25 protein-coding genes are annotated in these 23555 nt (G+C 61.6%); 14 read left to right on the forward strand and 11 right to left on the reverse strand.

All coding sequences use genetic code 11. From position 1 onward, the window contains the following. Nucleotides 1-52 precede the first annotated feature (52 nt). Nucleotides 53-1243 (forward strand): amino acid aminotransferase, encoded by a 1191-nt coding sequence (locus AC25BC_RS20290; protein ID WP_128438305.1) that lies wholly within the window; start codon nt 53-55, stop codon nt 1241-1243. 106 nt (nt 1244-1349) lie between these two features. After that, nucleotides 1350-3146, forward strand: coding sequence for an adenine deaminase (locus AC25BC_RS20295; protein ID WP_128438306.1), 1797 nt, complete (start codon nt 1350-1352; stop codon nt 3144-3146). 72 nt (nt 3147-3218) lie between these two features. On the opposite strand, the gene AC25BC_RS20300 is transcribed toward AC25BC_RS20295, so the two are convergent. Then, nucleotides 3219-3476 (reverse strand): CrpP-related protein, encoded by a 258-nt coding sequence (locus AC25BC_RS20300; protein ID WP_128438307.1) that lies wholly within the window; start codon nt 3474-3476, stop codon nt 3219-3221. A 221-nt stretch (nt 3477-3697) separates the two neighbouring features. Between AC25BC_RS20300 and AC25BC_RS20305 the strand changes: the two genes are divergently transcribed. The 4 genes from AC25BC_RS20305 to AC25BC_RS20320 all read left to right on the forward strand — a co-directional run bounded on the left by AC25BC_RS20305 (nt 3698) and on the right by AC25BC_RS20320 (nt 7811). Next, complete coding sequence (locus AC25BC_RS20305) at nt 3698-4699, forward strand: TRAP transporter substrate-binding protein (RefSeq protein WP_487778527.1); 1002 nt, start codon at nt 3698-3700, stop codon at nt 4697-4699. Nucleotides 4700-4793: 94 nt separating this feature from the next. Next, on the forward strand, nt 4794-5258 hold the full coding sequence (locus AC25BC_RS20310; protein WP_128438308.1) for a TRAP transporter small permease: 465 nt from the start codon (nt 4794-4796) through the stop codon (nt 5256-5258). Continuing rightward, nucleotides 5255-6541: a TRAP transporter large permease gene (locus AC25BC_RS20315; RefSeq protein WP_113546764.1), complete on the forward strand. Its 1287-nt coding sequence runs from the start codon at nt 5255-5257 to the stop codon at nt 6539-6541. The genes AC25BC_RS20310 and AC25BC_RS20315 overlap by 4 nt, the downstream gene beginning before the upstream one ends. Nucleotides 6542-6575: 34 nt before the next feature. After that, nucleotides 6576-7811 (forward strand): aspartate aminotransferase family protein, encoded by a 1236-nt coding sequence (locus AC25BC_RS20320; RefSeq protein ID WP_128438309.1) that lies wholly within the window; start codon nt 6576-6578, stop codon nt 7809-7811. Between the two features lie 93 nt (nt 7812-7904). On the opposite strand, the gene AC25BC_RS20325 is transcribed toward AC25BC_RS20320, so the two are convergent. From AC25BC_RS20325 to tsaD, 7 genes are all read right to left on the reverse strand, one after another. Next, nucleotides 7905-8762, reverse strand: coding sequence for a LysR substrate-binding domain-containing protein (locus tag AC25BC_RS20325; protein ID WP_012759314.1), 858 nt, complete (start codon nt 8760-8762; stop codon nt 7905-7907). Between the two features lie 339 nt (nt 8763-9101). Continuing rightward, nucleotides 9102-10781: a glycoside hydrolase family 3 protein gene (locus AC25BC_RS20330; RefSeq protein ID WP_128438310.1), complete on the reverse strand. Its 1680-nt coding sequence runs from the start codon at nt 10779-10781 to the stop codon at nt 9102-9104. A gap of 80 nt (nt 10782-10861) precedes the next feature. Beyond that, nucleotides 10862-11545 carry a class I SAM-dependent methyltransferase gene (locus tag AC25BC_RS20335; protein ID WP_128438311.1) on the reverse strand — a complete coding sequence of 228 codons (684 nt, stop codon included), beginning with the start codon at nt 11543-11545 and terminating at the stop codon, nt 10862-10864. After that, nucleotides 11542-11973: an EVE domain-containing protein gene (locus AC25BC_RS20340; RefSeq protein ID WP_003543603.1), complete on the reverse strand. Its 432-nt coding sequence runs from the start codon at nt 11971-11973 to the stop codon at nt 11542-11544. Before AC25BC_RS20340 ends, AC25BC_RS20335 begins: the two co-directional genes overlap by 4 nt. Nucleotides 11974-11975: 2 nt before the next feature. Continuing rightward, nucleotides 11976-12269: a YciI-like protein gene (locus tag AC25BC_RS20345; protein WP_003543605.1), complete on the reverse strand. Its 294-nt coding sequence runs from the start codon at nt 12267-12269 to the stop codon at nt 11976-11978. Between the two features lie 9 nt (nt 12270-12278). Then, a complete protein-coding gene (locus AC25BC_RS20350; RefSeq protein WP_128438312.1) occupies nt 12279-13262 on the reverse strand; it encodes an NAD(P)H-dependent glycerol-3-phosphate dehydrogenase in 984 nt (327 codons plus the stop codon). After that, a complete protein-coding gene (gene tsaD, locus AC25BC_RS20355) occupies nt 13259-14380 on the reverse strand; it encodes a tRNA (adenosine(37)-N6)-threonylcarbamoyltransferase complex transferase subunit TsaD (RefSeq protein WP_128438313.1) in 1122 nt (373 codons plus the stop codon). Before tsaD ends, AC25BC_RS20350 begins: the two co-directional genes overlap by 4 nt. A gap of 72 nt (nt 14381-14452) precedes the next feature. Between tsaD and hemC the strand changes: the two genes are divergently transcribed. The 6 genes from hemC to AC25BC_RS20385 all read left to right on the forward strand — a co-directional run bounded on the left by hemC (nt 14453) and on the right by AC25BC_RS20385 (nt 20315). After that, nucleotides 14453-15382 (forward strand): hydroxymethylbilane synthase, encoded by a 930-nt coding sequence (gene hemC / locus AC25BC_RS20360; RefSeq protein ID WP_128438314.1) that lies wholly within the window; start codon nt 14453-14455, stop codon nt 15380-15382. A 7-nt stretch (nt 15383-15389) separates the two neighbouring features. Then, a complete protein-coding gene (locus tag AC25BC_RS20365; RefSeq protein WP_128438315.1) occupies nt 15390-16097 on the forward strand; it encodes a uroporphyrinogen-III synthase in 708 nt (235 codons plus the stop codon). 68 nt (nt 16098-16165) lie between these two features. Next, nucleotides 16166-17437, forward strand: coding sequence for a COG4223 family protein (locus AC25BC_RS20370; protein WP_206642359.1), 1272 nt, complete (start codon nt 16166-16168; stop codon nt 17435-17437). A gap of 4 nt (nt 17438-17441) precedes the next feature. Further along, entirely contained in the window at nt 17442-19070 is a 1629-nt protein-coding gene (locus AC25BC_RS20375) for a heme biosynthesis protein HemY (RefSeq protein ID WP_128438317.1), read from the forward strand. Nucleotides 19071-19087: 17 nt separating this feature from the next. Next, nucleotides 19088-19573, forward strand: coding sequence for a tellurite resistance TerB family protein (locus AC25BC_RS20380; protein WP_012759325.1), 486 nt, complete (start codon nt 19088-19090; stop codon nt 19571-19573). Continuing rightward, nucleotides 19542-20315, forward strand: coding sequence for a glutamine amidotransferase (locus AC25BC_RS20385; protein ID WP_113546758.1), 774 nt, complete (start codon nt 19542-19544; stop codon nt 20313-20315). The genes AC25BC_RS20380 and AC25BC_RS20385 overlap by 32 nt, the downstream gene beginning before the upstream one ends. Before the next feature lie 6 nt (nt 20316-20321). Here the strand turns inward: AC25BC_RS20385 and AC25BC_RS20390 are convergent, their stop codons facing one another. Continuing rightward, a complete protein-coding gene (locus AC25BC_RS20390) occupies nt 20322-21569 on the reverse strand; it encodes an MFS transporter (protein WP_128438318.1) in 1248 nt (415 codons plus the stop codon). 139 nt (nt 21570-21708) lie between these two features. On the opposite strand from AC25BC_RS20390, the gene AC25BC_RS20395 reads away from it, so the two are divergent. Both AC25BC_RS20395 and AC25BC_RS20400 read left to right on the forward strand, forming a co-directional pair. Continuing rightward, complete coding sequence (locus AC25BC_RS20395) at nt 21709-21999, forward strand: YggT family protein (RefSeq protein WP_003543619.1); 291 nt, start codon at nt 21709-21711, stop codon at nt 21997-21999. Further along, the gene (locus AC25BC_RS20400) at nt 21996-22307 is read left to right on the forward strand and encodes a DUF167 domain-containing protein (RefSeq protein ID WP_113546756.1); all 312 of its coding nucleotides are present in this window, start codon (nt 21996-21998) and stop codon (nt 22305-22307) included. The genes AC25BC_RS20395 and AC25BC_RS20400 overlap by 4 nt, the downstream gene beginning before the upstream one ends. Nucleotides 22308-22311: 4 nt before the next feature. Here the strand turns inward: AC25BC_RS20400 and ppa are convergent, their stop codons facing one another. Both ppa and AC25BC_RS20410 read right to left on the reverse strand, forming a co-directional pair. Beyond that, nucleotides 22312-22845 (reverse strand): inorganic diphosphatase, encoded by a 534-nt coding sequence (ppa, locus tag AC25BC_RS20405; RefSeq protein ID WP_012759330.1) that lies wholly within the window; start codon nt 22843-22845, stop codon nt 22312-22314. A gap of 201 nt (nt 22846-23046) precedes the next feature. Continuing rightward, a complete protein-coding gene (locus tag AC25BC_RS20410) occupies nt 23047-23553 on the reverse strand; it encodes a GNAT family N-acetyltransferase (RefSeq protein ID WP_003543622.1) in 507 nt (168 codons plus the stop codon). Nucleotides 23554-23555: the final 2 nt, after the last annotated feature.

Below are 23555 nucleotides of genomic sequence, written 5' to 3' on the forward strand. Positions count from 1 at the left end.
TGAAGCGCCGGCATTTCATCGCCGCCCGCAATTCCCCTGACCGGAGAGAACCATGTTCGATGATCTGATAATGCCGCCAGCCGACAAGATCCTGTCGTTGATGCCGATTTTCCGGCAGGACAGTCGTTCGAACAAGATCGATCTCGGCGTCGGAGTCTACCGGGACGCCTCCGGTACGACGCCGATCCCGCGGGCGGTGAGGGAGGCAGAAAAGCGAATCCATACCGCGCAGACGACCAAAGCCTATGTCGGCCCGGCCGGAGATCCTGTTTTCTGCGATCTCATCGGCAGGCTTGTCTTCGGCGAAGCCGCGCCGTGGGAGCGAATTCGCGGCATCCAGACGCCGGGCGGAGCAGGCGCCTTGACGGTGCTCGCCGGCCTGATCTCCCTGGCGCGCCCGGGTGCTGCGGTCCATGTGCCCGACCCGACCTGGGTGAACCATGTGTCGATCCTCGAAGACAACCGGCTTCGGGTCGTCACTTACCCGTACCTCGATCGCCGAACAGGCGAGGTGGATTTCGACGCCCTGCTCGATCATTTCTCACGGTCGGAGCGGGGCGACATCGTGTTGCTGCACGGCTGCTGCCACAATCCGACCGGCGCCGACCCGAGCCGTTCGCAATGGCAGGCGCTGGCAGAGATCATCGCCGAGCGCGGGCTCGTTCCGCTGGTCGATATCGCTTATCAGGGGTTTGGCGAGGGTCTCGAGGACGATGCCTTCGTGGTACGGCTGCTCACCGGCATGGTTCCGGAAATGCTCGTCTCCTCGTCATGCTCGAAGAATTTCGGAATCTATCGCGAGCGTACGGGTGCCGCATTCATTCTCGCCGCGAACGCGGATCGGGCGGATGCAGCCAAGGCGCAACTCACAGTGCGAGCCCGTCTCGTCTATTCGATGCCGCCGGATCATGGCGCGGCTATCGTTCGCACCGTCCTGGAAGACCCGGCGCTTTCGGCCGACTGGCGCGCCGAACTGGACGATATGCGCTCCAGCATTCTGTCGCTGCGCCAGGGGCTTGCTGCCTCGTTCCGGCGTTTCACCAATGGCAGCGACTACGATTTCCTCGCCAAGAACAAAGGCATGTTTTCGCTGATCGGCCTGACACCCGGAGAAGCCGTGATGCTGCGCGAGCAGCACGCGATCTACATCGTCGAGGACGGACGCATCAATGTCGCCGGGCTGCAGGCCAGCCAGATCGACACCTTTGCGGAAGCCGTTCTGGCAGTTCGCGGGAAACGCTGACTGGCATCCGTTTGAGGCCAGAGACAAGAACTATTCGTGCTTCCTTCCGCCGGCGGCGTTCCTTACAATCTCGCCAGTCCTCCCCGAGCCTGGAAATGAGGTTTACATGAGCACGCTTACCCGCTTCTCCGTTCAGCCGCTCTCGACCATGACCCGCCGTCTTGCCGATGTCGCCTCCGCTCGTCGCGAACCCGACCTGGTCATCCAGGGCGCACGCGTCTTGTCCACCTATTCGGAGCGCTTTCTCGACGGACGCGAAGTCTGGATTTCGGGGGGCCGCATCGCAGCCGTGAAGCCGGCCGGCAGCTACAGGGGCGCGAGCGCCAAGCTCTACGACGCCAGGGGCGGCATCATCGCGCCCGGTCTGGTCGATCCGCATATCCATATCGAATCCTCGATGGTGACGGCCTGCGCCTATGCCGAAGCGGCGCTCCTCAACGGCACGACGACGATCTTCTGCGACAGCCACGAGATCGGCAATGTCATGGACGTCGCCGGCGTCGAGGCCATGCTCGAGGATGCACGGCAGGCGCCGCTGTCGATCTTCCTGACCGTGCCGAGCACCGTGCCGGCGACGACGCCGGATCTGGAAACAGCCGGTGGCGACCTGACACCGGACAAGATCGCCGCCCTGTTCGACAAGTGGCCGGAAGCCGTGGCTCTCGGTGAGAAGATGGATTTTGTCCCCGTTGCAATGGGCGACGAGCGCAGCCATGCGATCCTGGCTGCAGCACTCGAGCGCGGCAGGCCGGTGTCGGGCCATGTCTACGGACGGGAGTTCGTTGCCGCCTATGCCGCATCCGGCGTCACCGACACGCATGAAGCTATCGACCGCGACATTGCCGACGACCTGCTGGAAGCCGGCGTGTGGATCTTCCTGCGCGGCGGCCCGCCGACGACCCCCTGGCATTCGCTGCCGCAGGCGATCAAGACGATCACCGAGCTCGGCGCCTCCCACAAGCGCGTTGCCGTCTGCACCGACGACCGTGATGCGGAAGATCTGCTCGCCTTCGGCCTGGACTGGGTAACGCGCGAAGCCGTGAAATACGGCATGAGGCCGGAACAGGCCTGGGCGATGGGTTCGCTGCACGGCGCGACGCGGTTCGGCATGGAAGGCGAAATCGGCGGTCTGGGCGGCGGACGCCGCGCCGACCTGGTGCTTCTCAGCGACGACCTTACGCCTGTTAGCACCTGGTATGGCGGCGAGCTCGTCGTCGACGGCAAGAAGATCACGCCGATCCTCGACGAAGCCCTGTCGAAACCGTATCGCTATCCGGACGCCGCCTACCACACGGTCAAGCTGCCAAAAAATCTCAAGCTGACACCGGACCTACCGATAGAGACGGTCGTCGCTCATACGATCAAGACGGAGCTGCCTGGCATCACCCTCGGCCATGTCACCGTCACGCTGGAACCGGCCAATGACTGGCAAACCCATTTCGACAAGCACGACCTCTGCTTCGTGACGGTGGTAGAACGTCACGGCAAGTCTGCCGGCAATGTCGCCCACGGACTGCTCAATGGCTTCGGGCTCAAACAAGGCGCTGTCGCATCCTCGGTCGGCCACGACAGCCACAACATCATCGTCGCCGGCACCAATGCCGCGGACATGCAGGTGGCGCTCGACGCGATCGAAGAAAAGCAGGGTGGCGTCTGTGTCGTGATGGACGGCAAGGTGACGGCCATGGTGCCGCTGCCGATCGCCGGGCTTTTGTCCGACAAGCGCGTGCACCAGGTCGCCGACGAGGTAAAGGCCTTGAAGCTCGAATGGGAAAAGGCAGGCTGCACCATCGCCTATATGGGCTTCAACCTTATCCCGCTGTCGGTCATCCCTGAAATCCGGATAACCGACAAGGGCCTGGTGCTGGTGCCGGAAATGGTGATCTCGCCGCTCTTCGAATAGACCTGAACGCTGGTAATCCGATGGTGAAAGAGGTGCCGATCCTTCGCCGTGACGAGGCAGGAAAACCTAACGTTACGCATCGAGCGCACCTCGTTTGGCAATCGAGATCAGCTCCTTGAAGTGCGCAGCAATCCTACCTTCGCGGCTAGCGTCCTCCGCTTCCCAACCGAACTTCCACGCGTCGTGACGCGCAAGCCAATCCCCGAGAGCACCGGTATCACCAGTCGGCATCCTATGGGCGGCGAGGTATGGGTTTTCATGAGCCTTCAGGCCGAGCACCCGCGCTCTTGAGCCTGCTTCCTGTAAATCGATCAGCTCTTCAATTGTCATACGCGATCCCCCACGATGCCGGCGACGGTAGCATCGCAGTCCGCGCATGCAAGCGAATGCTAATTAATGGGTTAATTTGGGACAGGTGCGTGACAAGCGGCGCAGCATAACGATCTGATATAGCAACATAACGTTTCCTGATCGAAGACGTTGCTTTACCGATTGTACCCCTGAGAAAGGCCGCACATACTCTTGGTCATAACAATGACACAGAGGGTAACATGTTAGAATTCAATATCATGCGGGCTCACGCCGGTCGCCTTTCCATGTCCACCATCGCCGGCATCCTGTTGCTTTGCACCGGCCAAGCGAATGCCGAAACTCTTCGGCTCGCCCACGCGTCAAGCTCGAAGAGCCTCATTCAGGAGGCCGTCGTCATGTTCGCCGACAAGCTCGCCGGCGAAACCAAGGGCGGCCTTACCGTCCAGATTTTTCCAGATGGTCAGTTGGGCGATGAGGGACCGATCGCCGATGGTGTCGGTTCCGGCTCCATCGATATCGGGCTAGGCGGCGTTGCGGATGCGATCGATCCGAAGCTCAACGTCGTCACCTTGCCGTTCTTCTTGTTTTCCGATGCAAAAGCGGCGCACGCCTTTCTCGACGGACCAATCGGGAAAAAGGTCTTCGATACGGGTGCCGACAACGGCTTCAAGATGCTCGGCGCGCTTGATTCCGGTTTCCGTCAATTTGCAACCGTCAGCAAATCAATCGCCACGCCGGAGGATATCAAGGGTCTGAAGCTGCGGACGCCGCCGAACCCCGTCATTCTTGCAACCATCGAACAGTTGGGTGCCCTGCCGCAATCGATTCCTTTCGGGGAAGTCTATACCTCGCTGCAATCGCATGTGGTCGACGGCGTGGAGCCGGAAATACGCGATTTCGCGGATCAGAAATGGTACGAAAGCGCGAAGTTCCTATCGGTCTCGAACTATATCTGGACGCCGAATTACTGGTTCATGAACAAGGAGCGCTTCGACGCTCTGAGCCCGGAAAACCAGGCTGCGGTGACCAAGGCAGTCGAAGAGACGACGATCTGGTACCGCGGAAAACTCGACGAAGTCTATGCCCAGGTCATTGAGGACCTCAAGTCGAAGGGCGTCACCGTAACGACGGTGGACACGACACCCTTCCGTGCGATGGTTGATCCTGTCTATGTGAAATTCGGGGCGGAATGGGGCGACGATCTGGTGTCGTCCGTGCGCTCGGCAGCAGCCGGAAAATAGGCAATGCCTGCGGCGAGGATTCGATCGGTCCCCCGACGTGTCCTTGCCGTATTCGTTGCCTGTGCAGCCACGTCCTCCTTTGATGGAAAGCCCCATGAAACGCCTCGCTTCTTCAGCGGTCTTCGTGATGACGATCGTTGGTGTCTTCGTTGTCGTCGCCCTAATCCTTTCTACCGGGCTTGGTGCCGTAGGCCGGTATCTCGGTCTTTCCGGAATCACTTGGTCATTTGAAATGGTCGGCATCCTGTTCTTGTGGACGACCGCGATTGGTGCTGTTCTGTCGGAGGTCGCCGGCGAAAACGTTTCCATCGACGGCAACACGTCTACCAGTGGCCGGAACCGCTGGTTTCGCATCTATCACAATCTCATCCTGCTCACCGTTGCCGCCGCCTTTCTGAGGAGCGGCAAGGCCATGCTTGCGCGCACGGGATTTGTTCCGACCCCCGTTATGCGCGCGCCGAGTTGGACCGTTCAGAGCATCATCGTCTTCATGGGCGCCACTCTCGCCGTCATCGCCATTGCTCGTATTGTTTCGGCATTCCGGGAGCGTAGGCAATGACACTTCTGGTTCTCTTCGGCGTCTTTGCCATCACGCTCTACACTGGTGTGCCGGTCGCATGGTCGATCGCGTTTTCCACCCTTGTCGTCATTTATTTCGGCCTGGTTCCGCTCCCACCCTCCTGGTTTGCGCAACAGGTCTATATGGGAGCCGATTCCATTTCATTGGCGTCCATCCCGCTGTTTCTCGTCGCCGGCGGCATCATGAATGAGGGTGGCCTGACACGCCGGATCATCGACCTTGCCAATGACATGGTCGGATGGGTGCGAGGAGGATTGGGTGTCGTCAATGTCGCGACCTGCATGATTTATGGTGGTATCACCGGATCGGCCACGGCCGACACGGGTGCTGTCGGCGCCATCATGATCCCGGCGATGGCCGAACGGGGCTATCCAAGAGACTTCGCTGCAGCAGTTACGGCCGCAGCCGGCACGCTCGGCATCATCCTGCCGCCGAGCGTTGTGATGATCATGTACGGGGTCATAACGGATACATCGATTGGTGGGCTATTTGCAGCAGGCATCATTCCGGGTCTTATGTTGGCGGTCACATTCATGCTCACGGCCTGGTGGGTCGGGGTGAAGGAGAACTTTCCAAAGTCGGAGACCCGTCCGACCGTAACAAGCTTCAGCAAGCACCTTTTGCGGGCACTGCCTGCGTTAATGATGCCAATTGCGGTTCTCAGTTCCATGCTGAGCGGGCTTGCGACAACGACGGAGGCTGCTTTCGTGGCAGTGGTCTGGGCTCTTCTGGTCGGAGGCGTCCTCTACCGCGAAATTACCTTGGCTGGCCTTTGGAAGATCGGGGTGGAGACGGTGCGCATGACCGGCGCAATTATGATCATCATGGCTGTCTCGGTTCCATTCTCCTGGATATTGACCGTCGAACAGATACCGCAATGGACCGCCGGGCTCCTTCATGCTTGGGGAGCCGGTCCGACAATCACCATCCTACTGATTCTGGCGCTTCTGACCTTCGTCGGCACCTGGGCGGACCTTGGGCCTTCATTGATCATCCTCGCACCGATATTACATCCGATCGGCATCGAAGCCGGGCTTCAGCCCTATCAACTTGGTCTGATCTTCACCATGGCACTGGGTATCGGATTGTTCACGCCACCGGTGGGCACCAACATCTTCGTCGTCTGCAACGTCGCCAAGGTCGGCGTGAACGCGGTTACGCGCAGGCTTATCCCGTTCTTCATTACCAGCAACATCTGCCTCCTGCTCGTCGCCTTCATTCCGGAGACGACGGAATGGCTGCCGCGCTACTTCGGGTTCTAGGCCAGGTACCGGCCGTTACGAATGGACAAACATTATGTCGACACATCTGGTTGGGGGAATCTCCAGCGCCGGGCGGGCCTTGCCACCGATGGACGGCAAACCCTTTGTCGCCCGACGGTCCCAAGGCGCCTATATCTGGGACGACAGACAGCGCCAGTATATCGATACGGCGCTCGGATTTGGGGCGACGGTGATCGGCCATGCGAATCCGCTGGTTGTCGAGGCCGTCACTGCCGCCCTGCGCAACGGGCCGATGCCGGCCTTTGCCCATGCTGGAGAGGAGGAAGCTGCCAGCGTGCTGACCGCTGCGACACGACACCTCTCGCGGGCGATCTTCACCAATACCGGTAGTGAGGCTGTTCATCTCGCTTGCCGGCTCGCTCGCGCTGCCACCGGCCGCTCCTATATCGCAAAAATGGCTGCCGGCTATGATGGCTGGTATGACGACGTCACGCTGGGCCAGGCGGGATCCGCCGATGCGGCAATGCTCACAAATGCAAGGCCAGTGCACGAGCGAACCACGCTGCTGCGCTTCAACGACTTCGATGACGTCGATCAACTGTTCGCGGAAAACAGTGGCATCGCTGCCGTCATCCTGGAACCGATGCTGGCCAATGCGGGATGCATCCCGGCAGCGCCCGGGTATCTTGCTCATGTGGAAGCGACGGCGCGGCGCCATGGCGCGCTTGTCATTCTCGACGAAGTGCTGATGGGATTTCGCACGCGTTTCGGGCTGACGGGGCATAGCATGGAGGTGGAAGCAGATCTGGCCACCGTCGGCAAAGCCATCGGCAGTGGCGTCGCCGTGGCCGCTGTCGTCGGTCGACCCGACCTCATGGCGCTTGCAGAAGAGGGTACAGTCAACCGCGCCGGGACTTACAGCGGCAATCCTGTGGCCACAGCCGCCGTCACCGCAACGTTTCAGCTTCTGAGAGACCTCGATTACGCTGCCTTGCTGGCGCGCGGCGAGCGGTTAAGGCATGGCATAAATTCAGCTTTTGCTAGTCATGGCAGGGCGGTTACAACCTCTGGGGAGGGGTCTGTGTTCACAATCTGGTTTGCCGATAGCCCGCCCTCGAACTACGCAGAGACGCTGGACAGGGCAAATGCCGTCATGACCCTCAAACTTCATGAGGCGCTGCGCCGCCGCGGGCTGTTGATCATGCCGTTTGCCTTCGGTCGTCTCTATCTTTCCAATGCCCACACCGATGGCGTTATCGACGAGATGATCGGTATTTTTGAAGACGCAGCAAGAGACATGGCGGCCTAGCCAATTTGCTGTTTTGGGATCCTGAAAACCATATGCCTTGCAACTGGCCGTTTACCGGATCGCGACCCTGATCACGGCGACCAGTAGATAGTGTCAAAGCTGCTGAAAATGCGAGCGGACGAAGCTGGCGACCGTGCGAACAGCGGCGCGCGCGCCATGTGGAACGAGAAGGGCGATCTCGAGCGGTTTCAGCGACGGCAGGCCGTCGGCTTCCGCGGTCAGACGGCGGTGTCGCGAAGCGACAACCGAGGCCGGCAAAGCTGTAACCGCGGCACCCGCATCCAGCGCCGCCTGAATCGACGGCAGATGTGAGGATGTCCATGCCGCTCGCCATCCGATGCCGGCCTGGGTGAGAGCGTGGACGATATGGGGCCGTGCTCGACAATCCTTCTCCGGAAACAAGGCAAGAGGGAGGGGGCGCTGCCGCTCAATCTGCCCATCTGGAGGTCCGCACCAGACCAGCGGCTCGCGACGCAGCAACTCGCCGACGATCGAATCCGGTGCACGAGTGATGATAGCGAGATTGATAGTGCCGTGTTCGACCATCGCCTCGAGGGAGCGGGAGAAGTCGCACTGGATCTCGACTTGGATACGGGGATTGGCGCGCGAAAACTCTTCGATCAAAGGCTTGCCAAATAGCTCGATGTAGTCGTCCGGCATTCCAAGACGGACATAGCCGCGCATGGCACCTGGATCGAGCGCTGCCAGCGCCTCGTCCTCGATCGCAATGATACGGCGGGCATAGCCAATCAAGATCTCGCCTGTTTCAGTCAGGTGCACGCCGCGTCTTGTCCGGTCAAACAGCTTCCGCCCGATCTGTTCTTCAAAACGGGCGATGATGAGACTGACGGCCGCTTGCGACTTGCCGATCCTCGTCCCTGCTGCAGTAAAGCCACCGGCGTCGGCCACTGCCACGAAGGTCGCGAGCGCATCTGTGTCGAAGTGCTGCATTTTGAACCTTGGAACTCGCTGTGGGACGTGCGGCGATCTGATCGTTCCGACTAAGCGAGCTTCACCAAAAGACCGCCGGACTGCAGATATCATTCTCCCTTTCCTCAAGTGAGTAAAGCGCTGGCCATGATGCGAACACGCCGACGCGCGCGGACGTCCAACGATGAGATCACTCGCTACAAGGCAGTCGGAACGGCGTTGGCTGATCTTGCCGCCACGATGGTGTATGAAGCCGCCTTTGATCGCCGGCTGACATCTTCTGGTCGGGGCGATCGCGAATGATCGGAACGCGCCTGTTGCCCCGTTCCAATAGGCCGGCAGCCTCTGCTCCCGACGACTTCAATAACGCGCATCTTCAAGGCCACAGAAAGGGTCTACCGGGTTGGTGCCGAGGAAGGGCTTGCGACCGAGCATACAATCAACGACGGCTTCCTGGACGCTGTCCATGGTGGAGTACGCATTGATATAGGCCGGTACGCGCGGCGCATCGTAAAGGTGATAGGGATGCCCAAAGGAGATCATTACGGAGGGAATATTCGTCCAGGGTCGGTACATGGCCTTGAAAAGGCCCCCACCACCCATCTTATGCCAGTCGACGAATATCCGACCTCGCACGAGCAGCGACTCGTCGCCTAGCGCGTAGAGGACGAGGTCGAAGTCGTCGGGGGTCGGCACGATGTCCGATCGGTCGATCGTGACTTCGAAACCTTCCTTCCGCAACAGCTCGGGTAGCAAGAATTCCAGTGGCTGCGGCATGAGCGGATGAATGATGCCGCCGTCGACCAGCAGCACGCGCTTTGTTTTCGCCGGATCGAGCGGAAAGATACCATTGACGTCCTTCACAAGCGTAGGTGAGCGGCCGATGTATTCCCTTGATGCAGCGACATTGTCTGGATGCGCAAGCAGCTGGCGCACTTCCGCCGCATCGGGGAGGACGTCTGACGGTTGAAAAAGTTTGAGATGCGCCTTGAGCGCCAGCACACGAAGAACCGCTTCCTCAAGTCGTTCCGGAGTAATTTTCCCATCTTCGACGGCAGCCTTGACCGCTGCCATATCCTCCTCAGGTTCATCGCTGAAGAGGATCATGTCGCAGCCATTTGCGATGATATCAGGCAGCGTATCGAGGTGGTGGCCCCAGGCGGACAGCCCTCCCATGGGTGTCGCGTCAGAGACGATGATACCATTGAAGCCGAGTTCGTCTCGGAGAAGATCAACGTTCAGCAACCGGGAAACCGAGGCCGGTCGGAAAGCTTCAAGCCCGGCATCGGGCATCTTCGATCGAATATAGGCCGGAAGGGAAATGTGCCCACTCATGATTGCCAACACGCCTTCGGTGATCAGCGTTCTATAGAGCCGACCGAAGGTTTCCTTCCACTCGTCCATGGAAAGCGGATTGGTCGTCGTAACGAGGTGCTGATCGCGGTCGTCATATCCCTCGCCCGGCCAGTGCTTTGCGGTCGCCGCAACGCCATTTCGTTGGAGACCGTGAACATGGGCAACCGCGTGCCGCTCGATCTTGTTGACATCGGAGCCGTATGACCGCGTACCGACAATCGGTGATCGGAACGCGGTATTTATGTCGATGACCGGCGTGAAGGACCAGCGCACCCCCATCGCGCGGCCCTCGCGTGCCAAGATTTCTGAACTTTTCTCGGTCGCCTGAACGTCGTCGACGGCGGCAAGGCCAAGTTGGCCCAGCACCGGAGTGCCGAAAGCGAAGGAATGACGGCTGCCTTCGAGGTCTGCGCTGATGATGGGCGGGACTTTGCTCTTGGCCACGAGGTCGGAGATGACCCGCCGCTCGAGCTCGAGGTCGGCCGTGAAGAAGCGGGTTACGCCACCCGGTCTTAGTGAAGCAATGCGTTTGAAATCCTCTTCATCCGTCCCGATCATGATCAAGGTGAAGAGTTGGCCGATCTTGTCATCGAGATCGAGCGAGGCATAGACGTCGCGGGTCCAGGATATCGCAGCGTCGTCGAGGTTGAACGGTGCTTTGCGAAGCTCGTCGTAGATCGTCATAAGTTCCCCCGTTGATCAACGCTCTGCGGATAGCCCGTGTGAATATGCACGCTATCCCGTCATAAGCCAGCTCGGTGATGTCAGGCTAAGTTCGTCGGGAACATTTTGGATATCTCGTGCCGAGCGAAGCGCCACACCGTCGTCTTCTTGATTTCGCTGTCCTCCAGCGCCCGCGTTACCGGCACCTCATAAACCGCGCAGAATTCCAGCCGATCCCGCGGCAGGTAACTGCGTCCGGGATCGCCGACCAGCACCCACTTGCCGTCAGCTGCCAGCTTTGCGAACCAGGGAACGAGCGCATCGGCGAAAGCGCGGTCGTAGAAGACGTCGCCGGCAAGCACGACATCCGCATCGACAGCCTGCCCGATCAGATCGGCGCCGATAAATCCGAGCGAAACGCGATTGGCCTCGGCATTCAGCCGGACCGCCGCCTCCGCCCAGGGATCGATATCGCTAGCCATGACCTCCCGGGCACCGGCCATCACAGCCGCAATGCCGACAAGGCCGGAACCGCTGGCGAAATCCAGCACCCGCTTGCCGCGCACGGTCTCGGGATGATCGAGAACGTAGCGCGCCAGTCCCTGCCCGCCTGCCCAGGCAAAAGCCCAGAAGGGCGGCGGCAGGCCGATCGCCTCCAGTTCCTCCTCCGTCTTCAACCAGAGCTCATGCGCCTCGCTTGCCAGATAGAGCGAAATCTCCGGCACATGCGGCGGCGGCATCAGGCTGGTATTGGCGCGGATGAAGGCTTGCGGATCAGTCTTCAACGCGGCGGATTGTCCAGTCCGCCCATCCGGCAGACTTCGAGATATTCTTCCTCGGTGACCGGCTGCACCGAAAGCCGCATCGAGGTGACGAGCGCCATCTTGGCGAGCTTCTCGCTCGCCTTGACATCCTTCAGCGTCACCGGCTTCGGCACGTCCATGACGGCGCGGATATCGACGCAATCCCACTTCGGATCGCCCTTGGCGGAAGAATCGGGATGCGACAGGGCGCAGACTTCGACGATGCCGACGATCTCCAGTCCATCATTGGAATGATAAAAGAACCCTTTGTCGCCGATCTGCATCGCCCGCATGTTGTTGCGCGCCAGATAGTTGCGGACGCCGGTCCATTCCGTGCCCTTTTCGCCGGCAGCCTTCTGCTGCTCCCAGGACCAGGAGGCGGGTTCGGATTTATAGAGCCAGTGCGCCATGCTCACGCCTCCGGTTTGTTGAAGACCCAGTTATAGGCCTTGACGTCGACGCTTTCGAATAGTCCGGCCTTGGCATAGGGATCGGCATCGGCAAGCGCACGCGCCGCCTCTTTCGATTCCGCTTCGACGATGATCAGGCTGCCGCAGGGCTTGCCGTCGTCATCGAGAAACGGGCCGGCGATCTTCAGCGTACCCTCGGCATTCAGCTTGTTCAGATGCTCGATATGCGTCGGACGCGTATCCATGCGCACGTTCAGGTGTCCCGGTTTATCCTTGCAGAGAAGGGCGAAAAGCATGTCTGTCTCCTATTCGGTGGTGATCGGACGCGTCATCAGCTGCTCTATCGCCTCTGATATATCGAGCTTGCCGTCGATGATGGCGGAAACGGCATCGGTGATCGGCATGCTGACCTTCAATTCCGCCGCAAGCCGCGAGGCGATGGAAGCGGCAAACGCGCCTTCCACCAGCGCACCCTGCAGGGAATCGGTCTTTTCGCCGCGCCCGAGCGCGATGCCGAAGCGCAGGTTTCGCGACTGATGGCTCGTCGCCGTCAGCACCAGATCGCCGAGGCCGGAAAGCCCGCGCACCGTATCCGCCTGTCCACCCTTGGCGACGACGAAACGCGACATCTCGGCAAGCCCGCGCGCAATCAGCGCCGCACGCGCCGAATCGCCGATGCCACGGCCTTCGACGATGCCGCAGGCGATCGCCAGCACATTCTTCAGCGCGCCGCCGAGCTGCACACCGATCCGGTCGTTGGAGGCGTAGAGCCGGAAGGTCCGGCCCGATATGGCCTGAGCGAGCCGCTCCGCGATCTCCATGTCGGCTGCCGCAATCGCCATCGCCGTCGGCAAGCCCTTGGCGATATCGGCGGCAAAACCCGGACCGGAGAGCACGGCGACGGAATGATCCGGCAGTTCCCGTTCCAGCATGTCGGTCAAAAGATTGCCGGTCGCCCGCTCGATGCCCTTGGCGCAAGTGACGACCACGGCATCCTTGGCAAGGTAAGGGCCGTATTGCCGCGTCGCATCGGCCTGCGCCTGCGACGGCATCGCAAAAAGCACGATGGAGGCACCAGCGATCGCATCCGCCTCGGCGGAAAATTCCAGCGTATCGGGCAGGAGAATGCCGGGCAGCACCGCATCATGCAGCCGTTCGCTCTTCAGATCGGCAATCAGCGCCGGATTACGCCCGACGAGTGTCACGGCGCTGCGGCCGGCAAGCGCGATGACGGCGGCAAGCGCCGTGCCGAAAGCCCCCGATCCGACGACGGCGATGTTTTCACTCATGCCTTGGCCCCTCGTTTTCCAAAGCCGATCAGCGTTTCCGCATTGGAATCGAGCGGCCATCGCGAACGCGGCTGCACGTCGAGCGTATCCGGTGCGGCACCGGTCGCCATCCGTTCCAGTCCTGCCCAGGCGATCATCACGGCGTTGTCGGTGCAGAGGTGCAGCGGTGGCGCGACGAAGCGGAAGCCGTTCTTGTCGCACAGTGCCTGCAGTGTGCCGCGCAGTTCGAGATTGGCGGCGACGCCGCCGGCAACGACGAGCGCCGGCTTTTCGCCAGTCGCTGGGCCAGTAGCAGGGAATGTCGCGGGAAATTCCGTCTTGAACCGCTGCAGGCCACGGCCGATACGGTCCTTCAGCGTCCGCGAAACCGCCTTCTGGAACGAGGCGCAGATATCCGCCACGTCCTGATCGCTGAGCGGCGCGATATCCTGCGCCGCCTGCCGCACTGCCGTCTTCAGGCCGGAGAAGGAGAAGTCGAGCCTTGCCTCGCCGACCAGCGGCCGCGGAAAATCGAACCGATCGGGATTGCCGTCCCGCGCCATCCGCTCCACCGCCGGGCCGCCGGGATAGGGCAGGCCGAGCAGCTTTGCCGTCTTGTCGAAGGCTTCGCCCAGCGCATCGTCGATCGTCGTGCCCCAGCGTTCGTATTGCCCGACACCGCGCACCAGGATGAGCTGGGTATGGCCGCCGGAGACGAGCAGCATCAGATAGGGAAAGGAAAGCCCGTCCGTCAGCCGCGCCGTCAGCGCATGGCCTTCGAGATGGTTGATCGCATAGAGCGGCTTGCCGGCAGCTCTGGCGATCGCCTTGCCGGTCATCAACCCCACCAGCAGCCCACCGATCAGCCCCGGCCCCGACGTGGCGGCTATGGCGTCGACATCATCGAGCGACACATTGGCGCGGTTCAGCGCCTCCTCGATCAGCTCGTCCAGCGCTTCGACATGGGCGCGTGCGGCGATCTCGGGCACCACGCCGCCATAGGCGCTATGTTCGTCGAGTTGGGAAAGCACCACGTCCGACAGCACGTTGGAATGCCCCTCAGCATCGCGCTCGACGACCGCCGCGGCGGTCTCGTCGCAGCTCGTTTCGATGCCAAGGATGCGCAGAAAGGGAACCATGAAGCCTGTTCGTTGATTGCGATGGGATGGAAACCCGTTTACGAGAACTCCGGTAACAACGGAATAGAACGGATGCAAACAAAACCTTTCCGGATCGGCACGCGAGGCAGCCCGCTGGCGCTTGCCCAGGCGCATGAGGCCCGCGACAGGCTGATGGCGGCGCATCATCTGCCCGAAGACATGTTCGAGATCGTCGTGCTGACGACCAAGGGCGACCGCATCACCGACCGGTCGCTGGCCGAGATCGGCGGCAAGGGGCTGTTCACCGAAGAGCTCGAACAGAAGCTTACCGCCGGCGAGCTCGATTTCGCCGTGCATTCCGCTAAGGATATGGCGACGAAGTTGCCCGAGGGGCTTTATCTCTCTGCCTATCTGCCGCGCGAGGATATCCGCGACGCCGTCATCGGCCGCACCGCGCGCAAACTGATCGACCTGCCGCATGGCGCCACCGTCGGTTCCTCCTCGCTCCGCCGCCAGGCGCTGATCCGCCGCATGCGGCCGGACATCAACGTCATCACCTTCCGAGGCCTCGTCGAAACCCGCCTGCGCAAGCTCGAAGAGGGCGAGGTGGATGCGACCCTGCTGGCGCTTGCCGGCCTGAAGCGTCTCGGCAAGGTCGACGTGCTGACCGATATCCTCGATCCCGACACCTTCCCGCCGGCGCCGGCGCAGGGAGCGATCTGCATCGAAAGCCGTATCGGCGATGCCAGGGTCGACGATCTGCTGGCGCCAGTTAACGATGGCCCGACTTTCGACACCGTCTCCTGCGAACGCGCCTTCCTCGCCGCACTCGACGGCTCCTGCCGCACGCCGATCGGCGGTTATGCCGTCTGCGAAGGCGACCTGATCCGGTTCTCCGGCCTCATCATCACCCCCGACGGCCGCAGCCAGCATGCGGTAACGACCGACGGCCACCGCCGCGATGCTGCAGCACTCGGCACCCGCGCCGGCCAGGACGTGCGCGCCAGGGCCGGCAGCGCCTTTTTCGACGACTGGCACTGAAGCGGCCATGCGCGTGCTCGTCACCCGCCCCGCGCATTCGGCGACTAGAACCGCACAACGTTTGCGCGATTTGGGCCATGAGCCGCTGCTGCTGCCGCTGCGTCAGCCGCTGCACGACAGCGCCGAAGCCGCAGCCGCGCTTACAACCACCGACGGCGCAATCGCTGTGACCAGCGCCGAAGCCATCAGGGTCCTCTCCGCACTCGGCGAGCAACTTCACCCGCATCTTGCCCGCCCGCTTTTTGCGGTCGGCGAAACGACGGCGGAAGAGGCGCGCAGCCTCAGCTTCCGATCGGTCGCCTCATCCCAGGGCAATGGCCGCGATCTCGCCGATCTCGTCGCGGCGGAAAAACCGGGCACGCTGCTCTACCTCGCTGGCACCCCGCGCGCCGAGACTTTTGAAAGGCGATTGCGCGAACTCGGCATCCATTTTTCCGTCGCCGAATGCTACCGCATGCAGCCGGCCGTCCCCGATCCCGCCGAGATCGACGCGATCTTCGCTAACAGTTACCCGGATGCCATCCTCTTCTATTCCCGCCAGACGGCTGAGGATTTCTTTCGTCTGCCGGAACTCCTATCAGCCGGGCCGGAACACAGTGGGATCCGCCTTCTCTGCCTTAGCGAGGCGGTGGCAAAGGCCGTTCCGGCGGCACTCCAAAAAAACGTAACAATTTCACCGATGGCGGATGAGAAAAGTCTTCTGTCGCTGCTTTGAAGGCTCCAACCGCCCAAATTTGATCTAACCTCTTCCCTTAACTGGCATCACTGTCTAGTTTCGTTGCAATGCAGGATAAAGAGGACCTCATGGTATCGGGAAACCCGCCACGCCATTCGAAGAGCGCCGACGAGCCGGTCACGATCGACCTCGATGCACAGGAATTCGCCGCTGCGGCCGATACCGAAAAACCGGTGAACAAGGAAACTGCCGACGCCGACAGCACCGCTGCGGCCGATGTCGGCCTGCCGTCCGAAACCGAGACTGCGTCGCATGCCGAATATGAAGAGAAGCCTGTGATGGACGCCCCGGAGGAGGAACCGGCAGCTCCAGAACCGTCCTTTACCCCTCCTCCCGAACAGCCTGCGCCGAAGAGCGCCGGCACCTCCGGTCTCATTGCCGCGGGCATCTTCGGCGGCCTCGTGGCGCTGCTTGGCGCCGGCGCTATCCAGTATGCCGGTTACCTCCCAGGCTCCTCCGCACCGCAGACGACCTCGCCGGAGACGGCCGATCTTGCCGGTGAGATCGACGGCCTGAAGCAGTCCGTCGCCAACCTTGCCGCCAATCCGGCGAGCACAGATGACGGCGAGCTTGCGAAACGCGTCGCTGCGCTGGAAACGGCTGCAAAGGCCCCCGCAGCCGGCGCACCGGCCGATTCGGCAAATGTCGAGGCACTCAACCAGAAGATTGCGGAGCTGACCGGTCAGGTCGACCAACTGCGCTCTACGCTTACCCAGTCATCCGAGCAGCAGACGACGAACGGCGCCGATATCGCCAAGCGCCTCGAAGAGGCCGAAAAGAAGCTGAACGAGCCGCGCGAGGACGTCGCCGTTGCCCGGGCTATCGCGGCTGCCGCCCTGAAGGCGGCGATCGATCGCGGTGGCCCGTTCCTGGCCGAACTCGACACTTTCGCCGGTGTCGCACCCGACGATCCAGCCGTCGCCGACCTTAGAGCCTTTGCCGAAACCGGCATTCCCTCACGCACCGAGCTGGTGGGCGAGGTTCCCGATGTCGCCACCGCGATCGTCGAAGCCGTCAACCAGCCGGATCCGAATCAAAGCTGGTCGGACCGGCTGATGTCGAGTGCCAAGTCGCTGGTGAGCGTCCGTCCCGTCGGCAATATCGAGGGTGAAAGCGTCGAAGCCATTGCCGCCCGCATGGAGGAGAAGGTGAAGAACGGCGACCTGCCCGGCGCTTCCGCCGAATGGAACAGCCTGCCCGCCCTCGGCAAACAGGCGTCCGCCGCCTTCAAGCAATCGCTCGAAGCGCGCATCCGCGTCGAGGAACTGGTCGGCGGGGCGCTGTCGAAAGCGGTCTCCGGCACCGGCAAGGAGGGATGAGACCATGCTGATCCGCCTTGTCGTCTTCGCCCTCTTCGTGCTGCTTCTTGCCTATGGCTTCTCCTGGCTCGCCGATCGTCCCGGCGACCTCTCGCTGATCTGGGAAGGCCAGATCTACCAGACGAAACTGATCGTAGCCGCCAGCGCGATCATCGCCCTCGTCGCCGCCGTAATGATCGCCTGGTGGTTCGTCCGTCTGGTCTGGACCTCGCCGCATTCGGTGACGCGTTATTTCCGCGCCCGCAAGCGGGACCGCGGTTATCAGGCGCTGTCGACCGGCCTGATCGCTGCCGGCGCCGGCAATGCGCTGCTCGCCCGCAAGATGGCTGCCCGCTCGCGCGGCCTGATCCGCGCCGATCAGGAACCGCTGATCAACCTGCTTGAGGCTCAGGCCGCCTTGATCGAAGGCCGCCATGATGAGGCACGCGCCAAGTTCGAGGCCATGGCCAACGATCCCGAGACACGCGAACTCGGTCTGCGCGGCCTCTATCTGGAAGCCCGCCGTCTCGGGGCCAACGAGGCCGCCCGCCAATATGCCGAAAAGGCTGCCGACAACGCGCCATATCTTCCCTGGGCCGCACAGGCGACGCTCGAATATCGCAGCCAAGCCGGCCGCTGGGACGATGCGATCCGCCTGCTCGAACAGCAAAAGGCTGCCCGCGTCGTCGAGAAGTCCGAAGCCAACCGTCTGCACGCCGTCCTTCTGACGGCGCGCGCCGGCGAGAAGCTGGAAAGCAACCCGACGGGTGCCCGCGACGATGCGCTGCAGGCGCTGAAGCTTGCCGCCGATTTCATTCCGGCGGCCCTCATTGCCGCAAAAGCGCTGTTTCGCGAAGGCGGCGTGCGCAAGGCCGCCTCGATCCTCGAACAGGCATGGAAATCCGCACCTCATCCTGAGATCGGACAAGCCTATGTGAGGGCCCGCAGCGGCGATTCCACGCTCGACCGGCTGAAGCGCGCTGAGCGGCTGGAAGGGCAGCGCCCGAACAACGTCGAATCTCTTCTCGTCGTCGCCCAGGCAGCCCTCGACGCGCAGGAATTCGCCAAGGCGCGCGCCAAGGCGGAAGCGGCGGCCCGCATGCAGCCGCGTGAAGCCGCCTACCTGCTGCTGGCCGACATCGAAGAAGCCGAAACCGGAGACCAGGGTCGCGTGCGCCATTGGCTGGCCCAGGCGCTCAAGGCGCCGCGCGATCCGGCCTGGGTTGCAGACGGCTTCGTGTCCGACAAGTGGCTGCCGGTATCGCCGGTGACCGGCCGTCTCGATGCCTTCGAGTGGAAGGCGCCCTTCGGCCAGATCGAGGGTGCGCTCGAAGACGGTTCGGCGCCGGCCTCGATCGAAACGGCTTTGAAGACGTTGCCGCCGCTGCGTGACGTCAGGCCGGAAAGCCCGGTTAACGACCATCGCATCATTGAGCTGGAACGCGCCGCGACGATTGCCGAGGCTGTGCGCCCCACACCAGCACCGGCACCAGCACCGACATCGGCAAAACCGAAACCCGTCGAACCGGCCGTAAGCGATAAGGCGCCCGCACCGAGCGAGGCAAAACCTTTCTTTGGCGGACTGCCGGATGATCCCGGCGTTCGCGATCCCAGGGTGGAACCGGAACCCAAGACACGGCTCCGCCTTTTTTGAAATGGAACGAAAACCGCATGTTCGAACGCTTTCAGGCATTCTTCCAGAATCTCACCGCCGACCACCCGAAGAAAGGTTTTGCCCCTGATGATCCCCGCATCGCAGTGGCAGCGCTCTGCATGCAGGTCATGGAGGCCGACGGTCAGATCAAAGCCAGCGAAAAGAAGCGGCTGCGCAAGCTTCTGAAGGAGCAGTATGCACTCGACGGCAAGCAGCTCGATGCTCTGATAGCCGCCGGCCTTGAGGCCGAAAGCTCCGCCGTCGACTATTATCGCTTCACCGCCGACCTGAAACGCCATCTCAATACCGAGCAACGCCTCGAGCTGATCGGCGTCCTCTGGGACATCGTCTATGCCGATGGCGAGCGCAGCGAGATGGAAGACCATGTGATCTGGCGTATCGCCGATCTGCTCGGCGTCTCCTCGCGCGAGCGCATCCAGAAGCGGCAGGAGGCCGCCGCCAGGGTGACAGATGTCCAGGTTGCGCAAGATGATACCGACTGAGCAAAACCTGAACCGCGACGGGCGCCCGATCCTCATCGTCCTGCATCAGGAGCGGTCGAGCCCTGGCCGTGTCGGCCAATTGCTCGTCGAAAAGGGCTACCGCCTCGATATCCGTCGCCCGGTTCTGGGCCAGCCGCTTCCGACAACACTTGAAGACCATGCCGGCGCCGTCGTCTTCGGAGGGCCGATGAGCGCCAACGATCCCGATGACTTCATCAAGAAGGAAATCGACTGGATCGACGTTCCGCTTCGGGAAAACCGTCCCTATCTCGGTATCTGCCTCGGCGCGCAGATGCTGGTGCATCATCTCGGCGGCAAGGTGCAGTCGAATGCCGACGGCTCGACGGAGATCGGCTGGTATCCGCTGCACCCGACCGAGAAGGGTCGCCTGCTGATGCACTGGCCGAAGATGGTCTATCATTTCCACCGCGAGGGCTTCGAGCTGCCGCGTGGCTCCGACCTCTTGGCCGAAGGCGATGCCTATCCGAACCAGGCCTTCCGCTACGACGGCAACGCCTGGGGCCTGCAGTTCCATGCCGAATTGACCCGGGTGATGATGCATCGCTGGGTCGTGCATGGCGCCCATCGCTTCATCCTGCCGAACGCCCAGCAGGGCCGCGAACATCTCGAAGGCCGCATGCTGTTCGACGCACCGCTGAAAGCCTGGCTGACCGAATTCCTCGATATCGTCTTCGAGGGAAAGACGGCGAAGGCGACGTCTTCTATCGCTCTTCGTGCGTAACCTTCCTTAAATCGATTCCGACGATGTGGGCGCGTCGAGCGTATCGATCCCACGCAGTTTGGGGAAACTCGACGCCCAGATCGCCGCCACGACAAGCGTCCCGATCCCGCCGATGACAACCGCCGGCACCACGCCGAAGAGCGCCGCCATGGTGCCCGCCCTGAATTCCCCAAGCTCGTTCGAAGCGCCGACGAAGACCATGTTGACCGCATTGACGCGGCCGCGCAGCTGATCCGGCGTCCAGAGCGCAATCAGGCTCTCGCGCACATAGACCGATACCATGTCAGCCGCCCCCATTAACGCCAGCGCCGCGATCGAGACCTCGGTGTTGGTCGAGATGCCGAAGATGATCGTTCCGATGCCGAACAGGGCGACGCCGATGAACATGTAGATGCCGGCGCGATGTCTGAGCGGATAGGCGGCCAGGAAGATCGCCATGACGATGGCGCCAAGTCCGGGTGCGGCGCGTAGCAGTCCGAGCCCCCAGGGACCGAGGGTGAGGATATCACGTGCGAAGATCGGCATCAGCGCCGTGGCCCCGCCGAGCAGCACGGCGAACAGATCGAGCGAGATCGCCCCGAGCACCACCTTTTCGGCGCGGATGAAACTGAAGCCGCCGAGGATCATCGCCCAGCTCTTAGTCTCGCCGGTCGTCTTCTGCACCGGCTTCGGGATCATGTAGAGAAGGGCCGCACCGAGCACGGAAAAGATCACCGCCACCGTATAGGCAGTCGGCGCACTGATACCGTAGAGCAGGCCACCGAGCACCGGCCCGGTGATTGCCGCGAGCTGCCAGGACGACGAATTCCAGGCGATCGCATTGGAGAGCGCCTCCTCCGGCACGAGATTGGGCGCCAGCGACTGCACCGCCGGCGACATGAAGGCGCGCTCGATGCCGAAGATCAAAAGCACCGCGAAGACAGGCAGCGGCGTAAAGCTTCCCATCAAAGTCATGACAAGCAGCGCCAGCGTGCAGAGCGCGCTCACCAGCGAGCAGAGGGCGGCGATCGCCCGGCGATTGTACCGGTCGGCCACCGAACCGGTGACGAGGATGAGCAGCAGCGACGGCAGGAACTGCACAAGACCGATCAAACCGAGATAGATCGCGCTGCCCGTCTGGTCGTACATCTGCCAGCCGACGGCGACGCTGACGATCTGCTGCGAGAAGGAAAGCAGGAAGCGCGCGAAGAAGAACCGCGTGTAGGACGAATGCCGGAACGCGGCAAAACGGTCTCCGGTGGGCGAAAACGACATGGAGGTTTTCCGAGGAGACGGGTGCCGGAATAGCGGCAAAGCCGCCCGTTAAACATGATTCACCGTGCGTTTCCACACGGCACTTGCTCGTTTAGTCGCCAATGTCTACATGTCTGTCAACAACGAATTGGAGACGATGATGTTTGCGCTGTTTCAAACCATTGATTTGGCTTTGAATATTTACACCTGGATCCTGATTGCCAGTGCCATTTTTTCCTGGCTCTATGCCTTCAATGTTATCAATTCCAGCAATCAGTTCGTCAATTCGGTCGGCACATTCCTCTATAATGTCACCGAACCGGTGCTGAAGCCGATCCGCAGCCGGCTGCCGAACCTTGGCGGCATCGACATTTCGCCGATCATCCTGCTGCTGATCATCTTCTTCCTGCGCACCTTGCTTTGGACCACGCTGTACCCGCTGGTCGCTTGACCCGTCCCTGGAGCCTTTTCGATGACCATCTCCGCCTCGCCGTCCGGCTGACGCCGAATGGCGGGCGAGACGTGCTCGACGGCATCGAGGCCGACGGCGAGGGCGAAGCGTTCCTGAAGGCACGCGTCACCGCCGTGCCCGAGAAAGGCAAGGCCAACAAGGCGCTTATCCTTTTGATCGCAAAATCCCTGCGCATTCCCAAGTCCAGCGTCAGCCTCGTCTCGGGTGAGACCGCGCGCAAAAAAATCCTCCGGATCGACGGCGATCCGGAGGATTTGGTAAAAAAGCTCGAGATATTTTTAGGCTGAGCGATCAGCCTTTCTTCTTGGCGCGCTCGACGGCTTCGAGGATGAGTTCGCCTGCTTCCTTGGAGTCGCCCCAGCCGAAGATCTTCACCCACTTGCCGGGTTCCAGATCCTTGTAGTGCTCGAAGAAGTGCTCGATCTGCTTCAGCGTGATCTCGGGAAGATCGGTGTAGTCCTTCACCTTTTCATAGCGCAGCGTCAGCTTCGGCGACGGCACGGCGATGATCTTCTCGTCCTTGCCGGAATTGTCTTCCATCTTCAGGACGCCGATCGGGCGCACATTGATGACGCAGCCGGGAACCAGCGGGCGGGTGCTGGCGATCAGCACGTCGATCGGGTCGCCATCTTCCGACAGCGTGTGCGGCACGAAACCATAATTGCCCGGATAGGTCATCGGCGTATAGAGGAAACGATCGACCACCAGTGTGCCGGCTTCCTTGTCCATCTCATACTTGATGGGATGACCGCCGACCGGAACCTCGACGATAACGTTGACGTCCTCAGGTGGATTATTACCGATTGCAATGGCGTCGATGCGCATAAGAAGCTCCCGCGAGGTTGAATGTGCTGGCAGCCAGATAATCAGTTTCATGTGGCAACGCAACATGGCACAGCACCAATGCTTGACTGCACCGGGCCACATTCACATCAAAAGTTTCTAATAGGAGATAGGCGACCGCCGACTCCGGCGCCGCGCGTCTTTTCAGACGCCGAAGGACACTGTGGCACTTTGAATGGCCATTCAGCTCCAGATGAAGCCGATCTTCTTCAATTGCCTGTGGTCGAAACTTTCCATGCCTTCGCAGAAATCGACGCCGCCATGATTGCGGTAGAAGTGGCTGGCGGTCTCGTTATCCTCGAGGCACCAGACGACCAGCCCGTTGCAGCCGAGCGACTTCAAGAGCCGGCGCGCTTCGCCGAACAGCATCCTGCCAAGACCGATGCCCTGATACTCTGGCCGAAGATAGAGCTCGTAAATCTCGCCTTCCTGCGGCAGGGCGCGGGCCCGGTTGAGCCCGAGCGTCGCGTAGCCGGCGACTGTCCCGGCAACATCGAGAACCAGCAGCGTCGCCGGTCCGCGCGTTGCCTTGCGCCACCAGCTTTCGCCGCGCCGCTCGATCATCTGCGTCAGTGCGCGATGCGGAATGATGCCTGCATAGGTGTGTTGCCAGGCAAGCCTATGTGTTTCCGATATGGCTCGGGCATCTTGCGGCTCGGCCCGCCGGACATCGATCGACAACGTCTTCATAA

The sequence above is a fragment of the Rhizobium sp. WSM409 genome (assembly GCF_057653825.1).

What these genes read in the sequence shown, in the direction of transcription:
- AC25BC_RS20290 (WP_128438305.1), top strand. Translation starts at nt 53, where the DNA reads ATGTTCGATGATCTGATAATGCCGCCAGCCGACAAGATCCTGTCGTTG.
- AC25BC_RS20295 (WP_128438306.1), top strand. Translation starts at nt 1,350, where the DNA reads ATGAGCACGCTTACCCGCTTCTCCGTTCAGCCGCTCTCGACCATGACC.
- AC25BC_RS20300 (WP_128438307.1), bottom strand. Translation starts at nt 3,476, where the DNA reads ATGACAATTGAAGAGCTGATCGATTTACAGGAAGCAGGCTCAAGAGCG.
- AC25BC_RS20305 (WP_487778527.1), top strand. Translation starts at nt 3,698, where the DNA reads ATGTTAGAATTCAATATCATGCGGGCTCACGCCGGTCGCCTTTCCATG.
- AC25BC_RS20310 (WP_128438308.1), top strand. Translation starts at nt 4,794, where the DNA reads ATGAAACGCCTCGCTTCTTCAGCGGTCTTCGTGATGACGATCGTTGGT.
- AC25BC_RS20315 (WP_113546764.1), top strand. Translation starts at nt 5,255, where the DNA reads ATGACACTTCTGGTTCTCTTCGGCGTCTTTGCCATCACGCTCTACACT.
- AC25BC_RS20320 (WP_128438309.1), top strand. Translation starts at nt 6,576, where the DNA reads ATGTCGACACATCTGGTTGGGGGAATCTCCAGCGCCGGGCGGGCCTTG.
- AC25BC_RS20325 (WP_012759314.1), bottom strand. Translation starts at nt 8,762, where the DNA reads ATGCAGCACTTCGACACAGATGCGCTCGCGACCTTCGTGGCAGTGGCC.
- AC25BC_RS20330 (WP_128438310.1), bottom strand. Translation starts at nt 10,781, where the DNA reads ATGACGATCTACGACGAGCTTCGCAAAGCACCGTTCAACCTCGACGAC.
- AC25BC_RS20340 (WP_003543603.1), bottom strand. Translation starts at nt 11,973, where the DNA reads ATGGCGCACTGGCTCTATAAATCCGAACCCGCCTCCTGGTCCTGGGAG.
- AC25BC_RS20345 (WP_003543605.1), bottom strand. Translation starts at nt 12,269, where the DNA reads ATGCTTTTCGCCCTTCTCTGCAAGGATAAACCGGGACACCTGAACGTG.
- AC25BC_RS20350 (WP_128438312.1), bottom strand. Translation starts at nt 13,262, where the DNA reads ATGAGTGAAAACATCGCCGTCGTCGGATCGGGGGCTTTCGGCACGGCG.
- tsaD (WP_128438313.1), bottom strand. Translation starts at nt 14,380, where the DNA reads ATGGTTCCCTTTCTGCGCATCCTTGGCATCGAAACGAGCTGCGACGAG.
- hemC (WP_128438314.1), top strand. Translation starts at nt 14,453, where the DNA reads ATGCAAACAAAACCTTTCCGGATCGGCACGCGAGGCAGCCCGCTGGCG.
- AC25BC_RS20365 (WP_128438315.1), top strand. Translation starts at nt 15,390, where the DNA reads ATGCGCGTGCTCGTCACCCGCCCCGCGCATTCGGCGACTAGAACCGCA.
- AC25BC_RS20370 (WP_206642359.1), top strand. Translation starts at nt 16,166, where the DNA reads ATGCAGGATAAAGAGGACCTCATGGTATCGGGAAACCCGCCACGCCAT.
- AC25BC_RS20375 (WP_128438317.1), top strand. Translation starts at nt 17,442, where the DNA reads ATGCTGATCCGCCTTGTCGTCTTCGCCCTCTTCGTGCTGCTTCTTGCC.
- AC25BC_RS20380 (WP_012759325.1), top strand. Translation starts at nt 19,088, where the DNA reads ATGTTCGAACGCTTTCAGGCATTCTTCCAGAATCTCACCGCCGACCAC.
- AC25BC_RS20385 (WP_113546758.1), top strand. Translation starts at nt 19,542, where the DNA reads ATGTCCAGGTTGCGCAAGATGATACCGACTGAGCAAAACCTGAACCGC.
- AC25BC_RS20390 (WP_128438318.1), bottom strand. Translation starts at nt 21,569, where the DNA reads ATGTCGTTTTCGCCCACCGGAGACCGTTTTGCCGCGTTCCGGCATTCG.
- AC25BC_RS20395 (WP_003543619.1), top strand. Translation starts at nt 21,709, where the DNA reads ATGTTTGCGCTGTTTCAAACCATTGATTTGGCTTTGAATATTTACACC.
- ppa (WP_012759330.1), bottom strand. Translation starts at nt 22,845, where the DNA reads ATGCGCATCGACGCCATTGCAATCGGTAATAATCCACCTGAGGACGTC.
- AC25BC_RS20410 (WP_003543622.1), bottom strand. Translation starts at nt 23,553, where the DNA reads ATGAAGACGTTGTCGATCGATGTCCGGCGGGCCGAGCCGCAAGATGCC.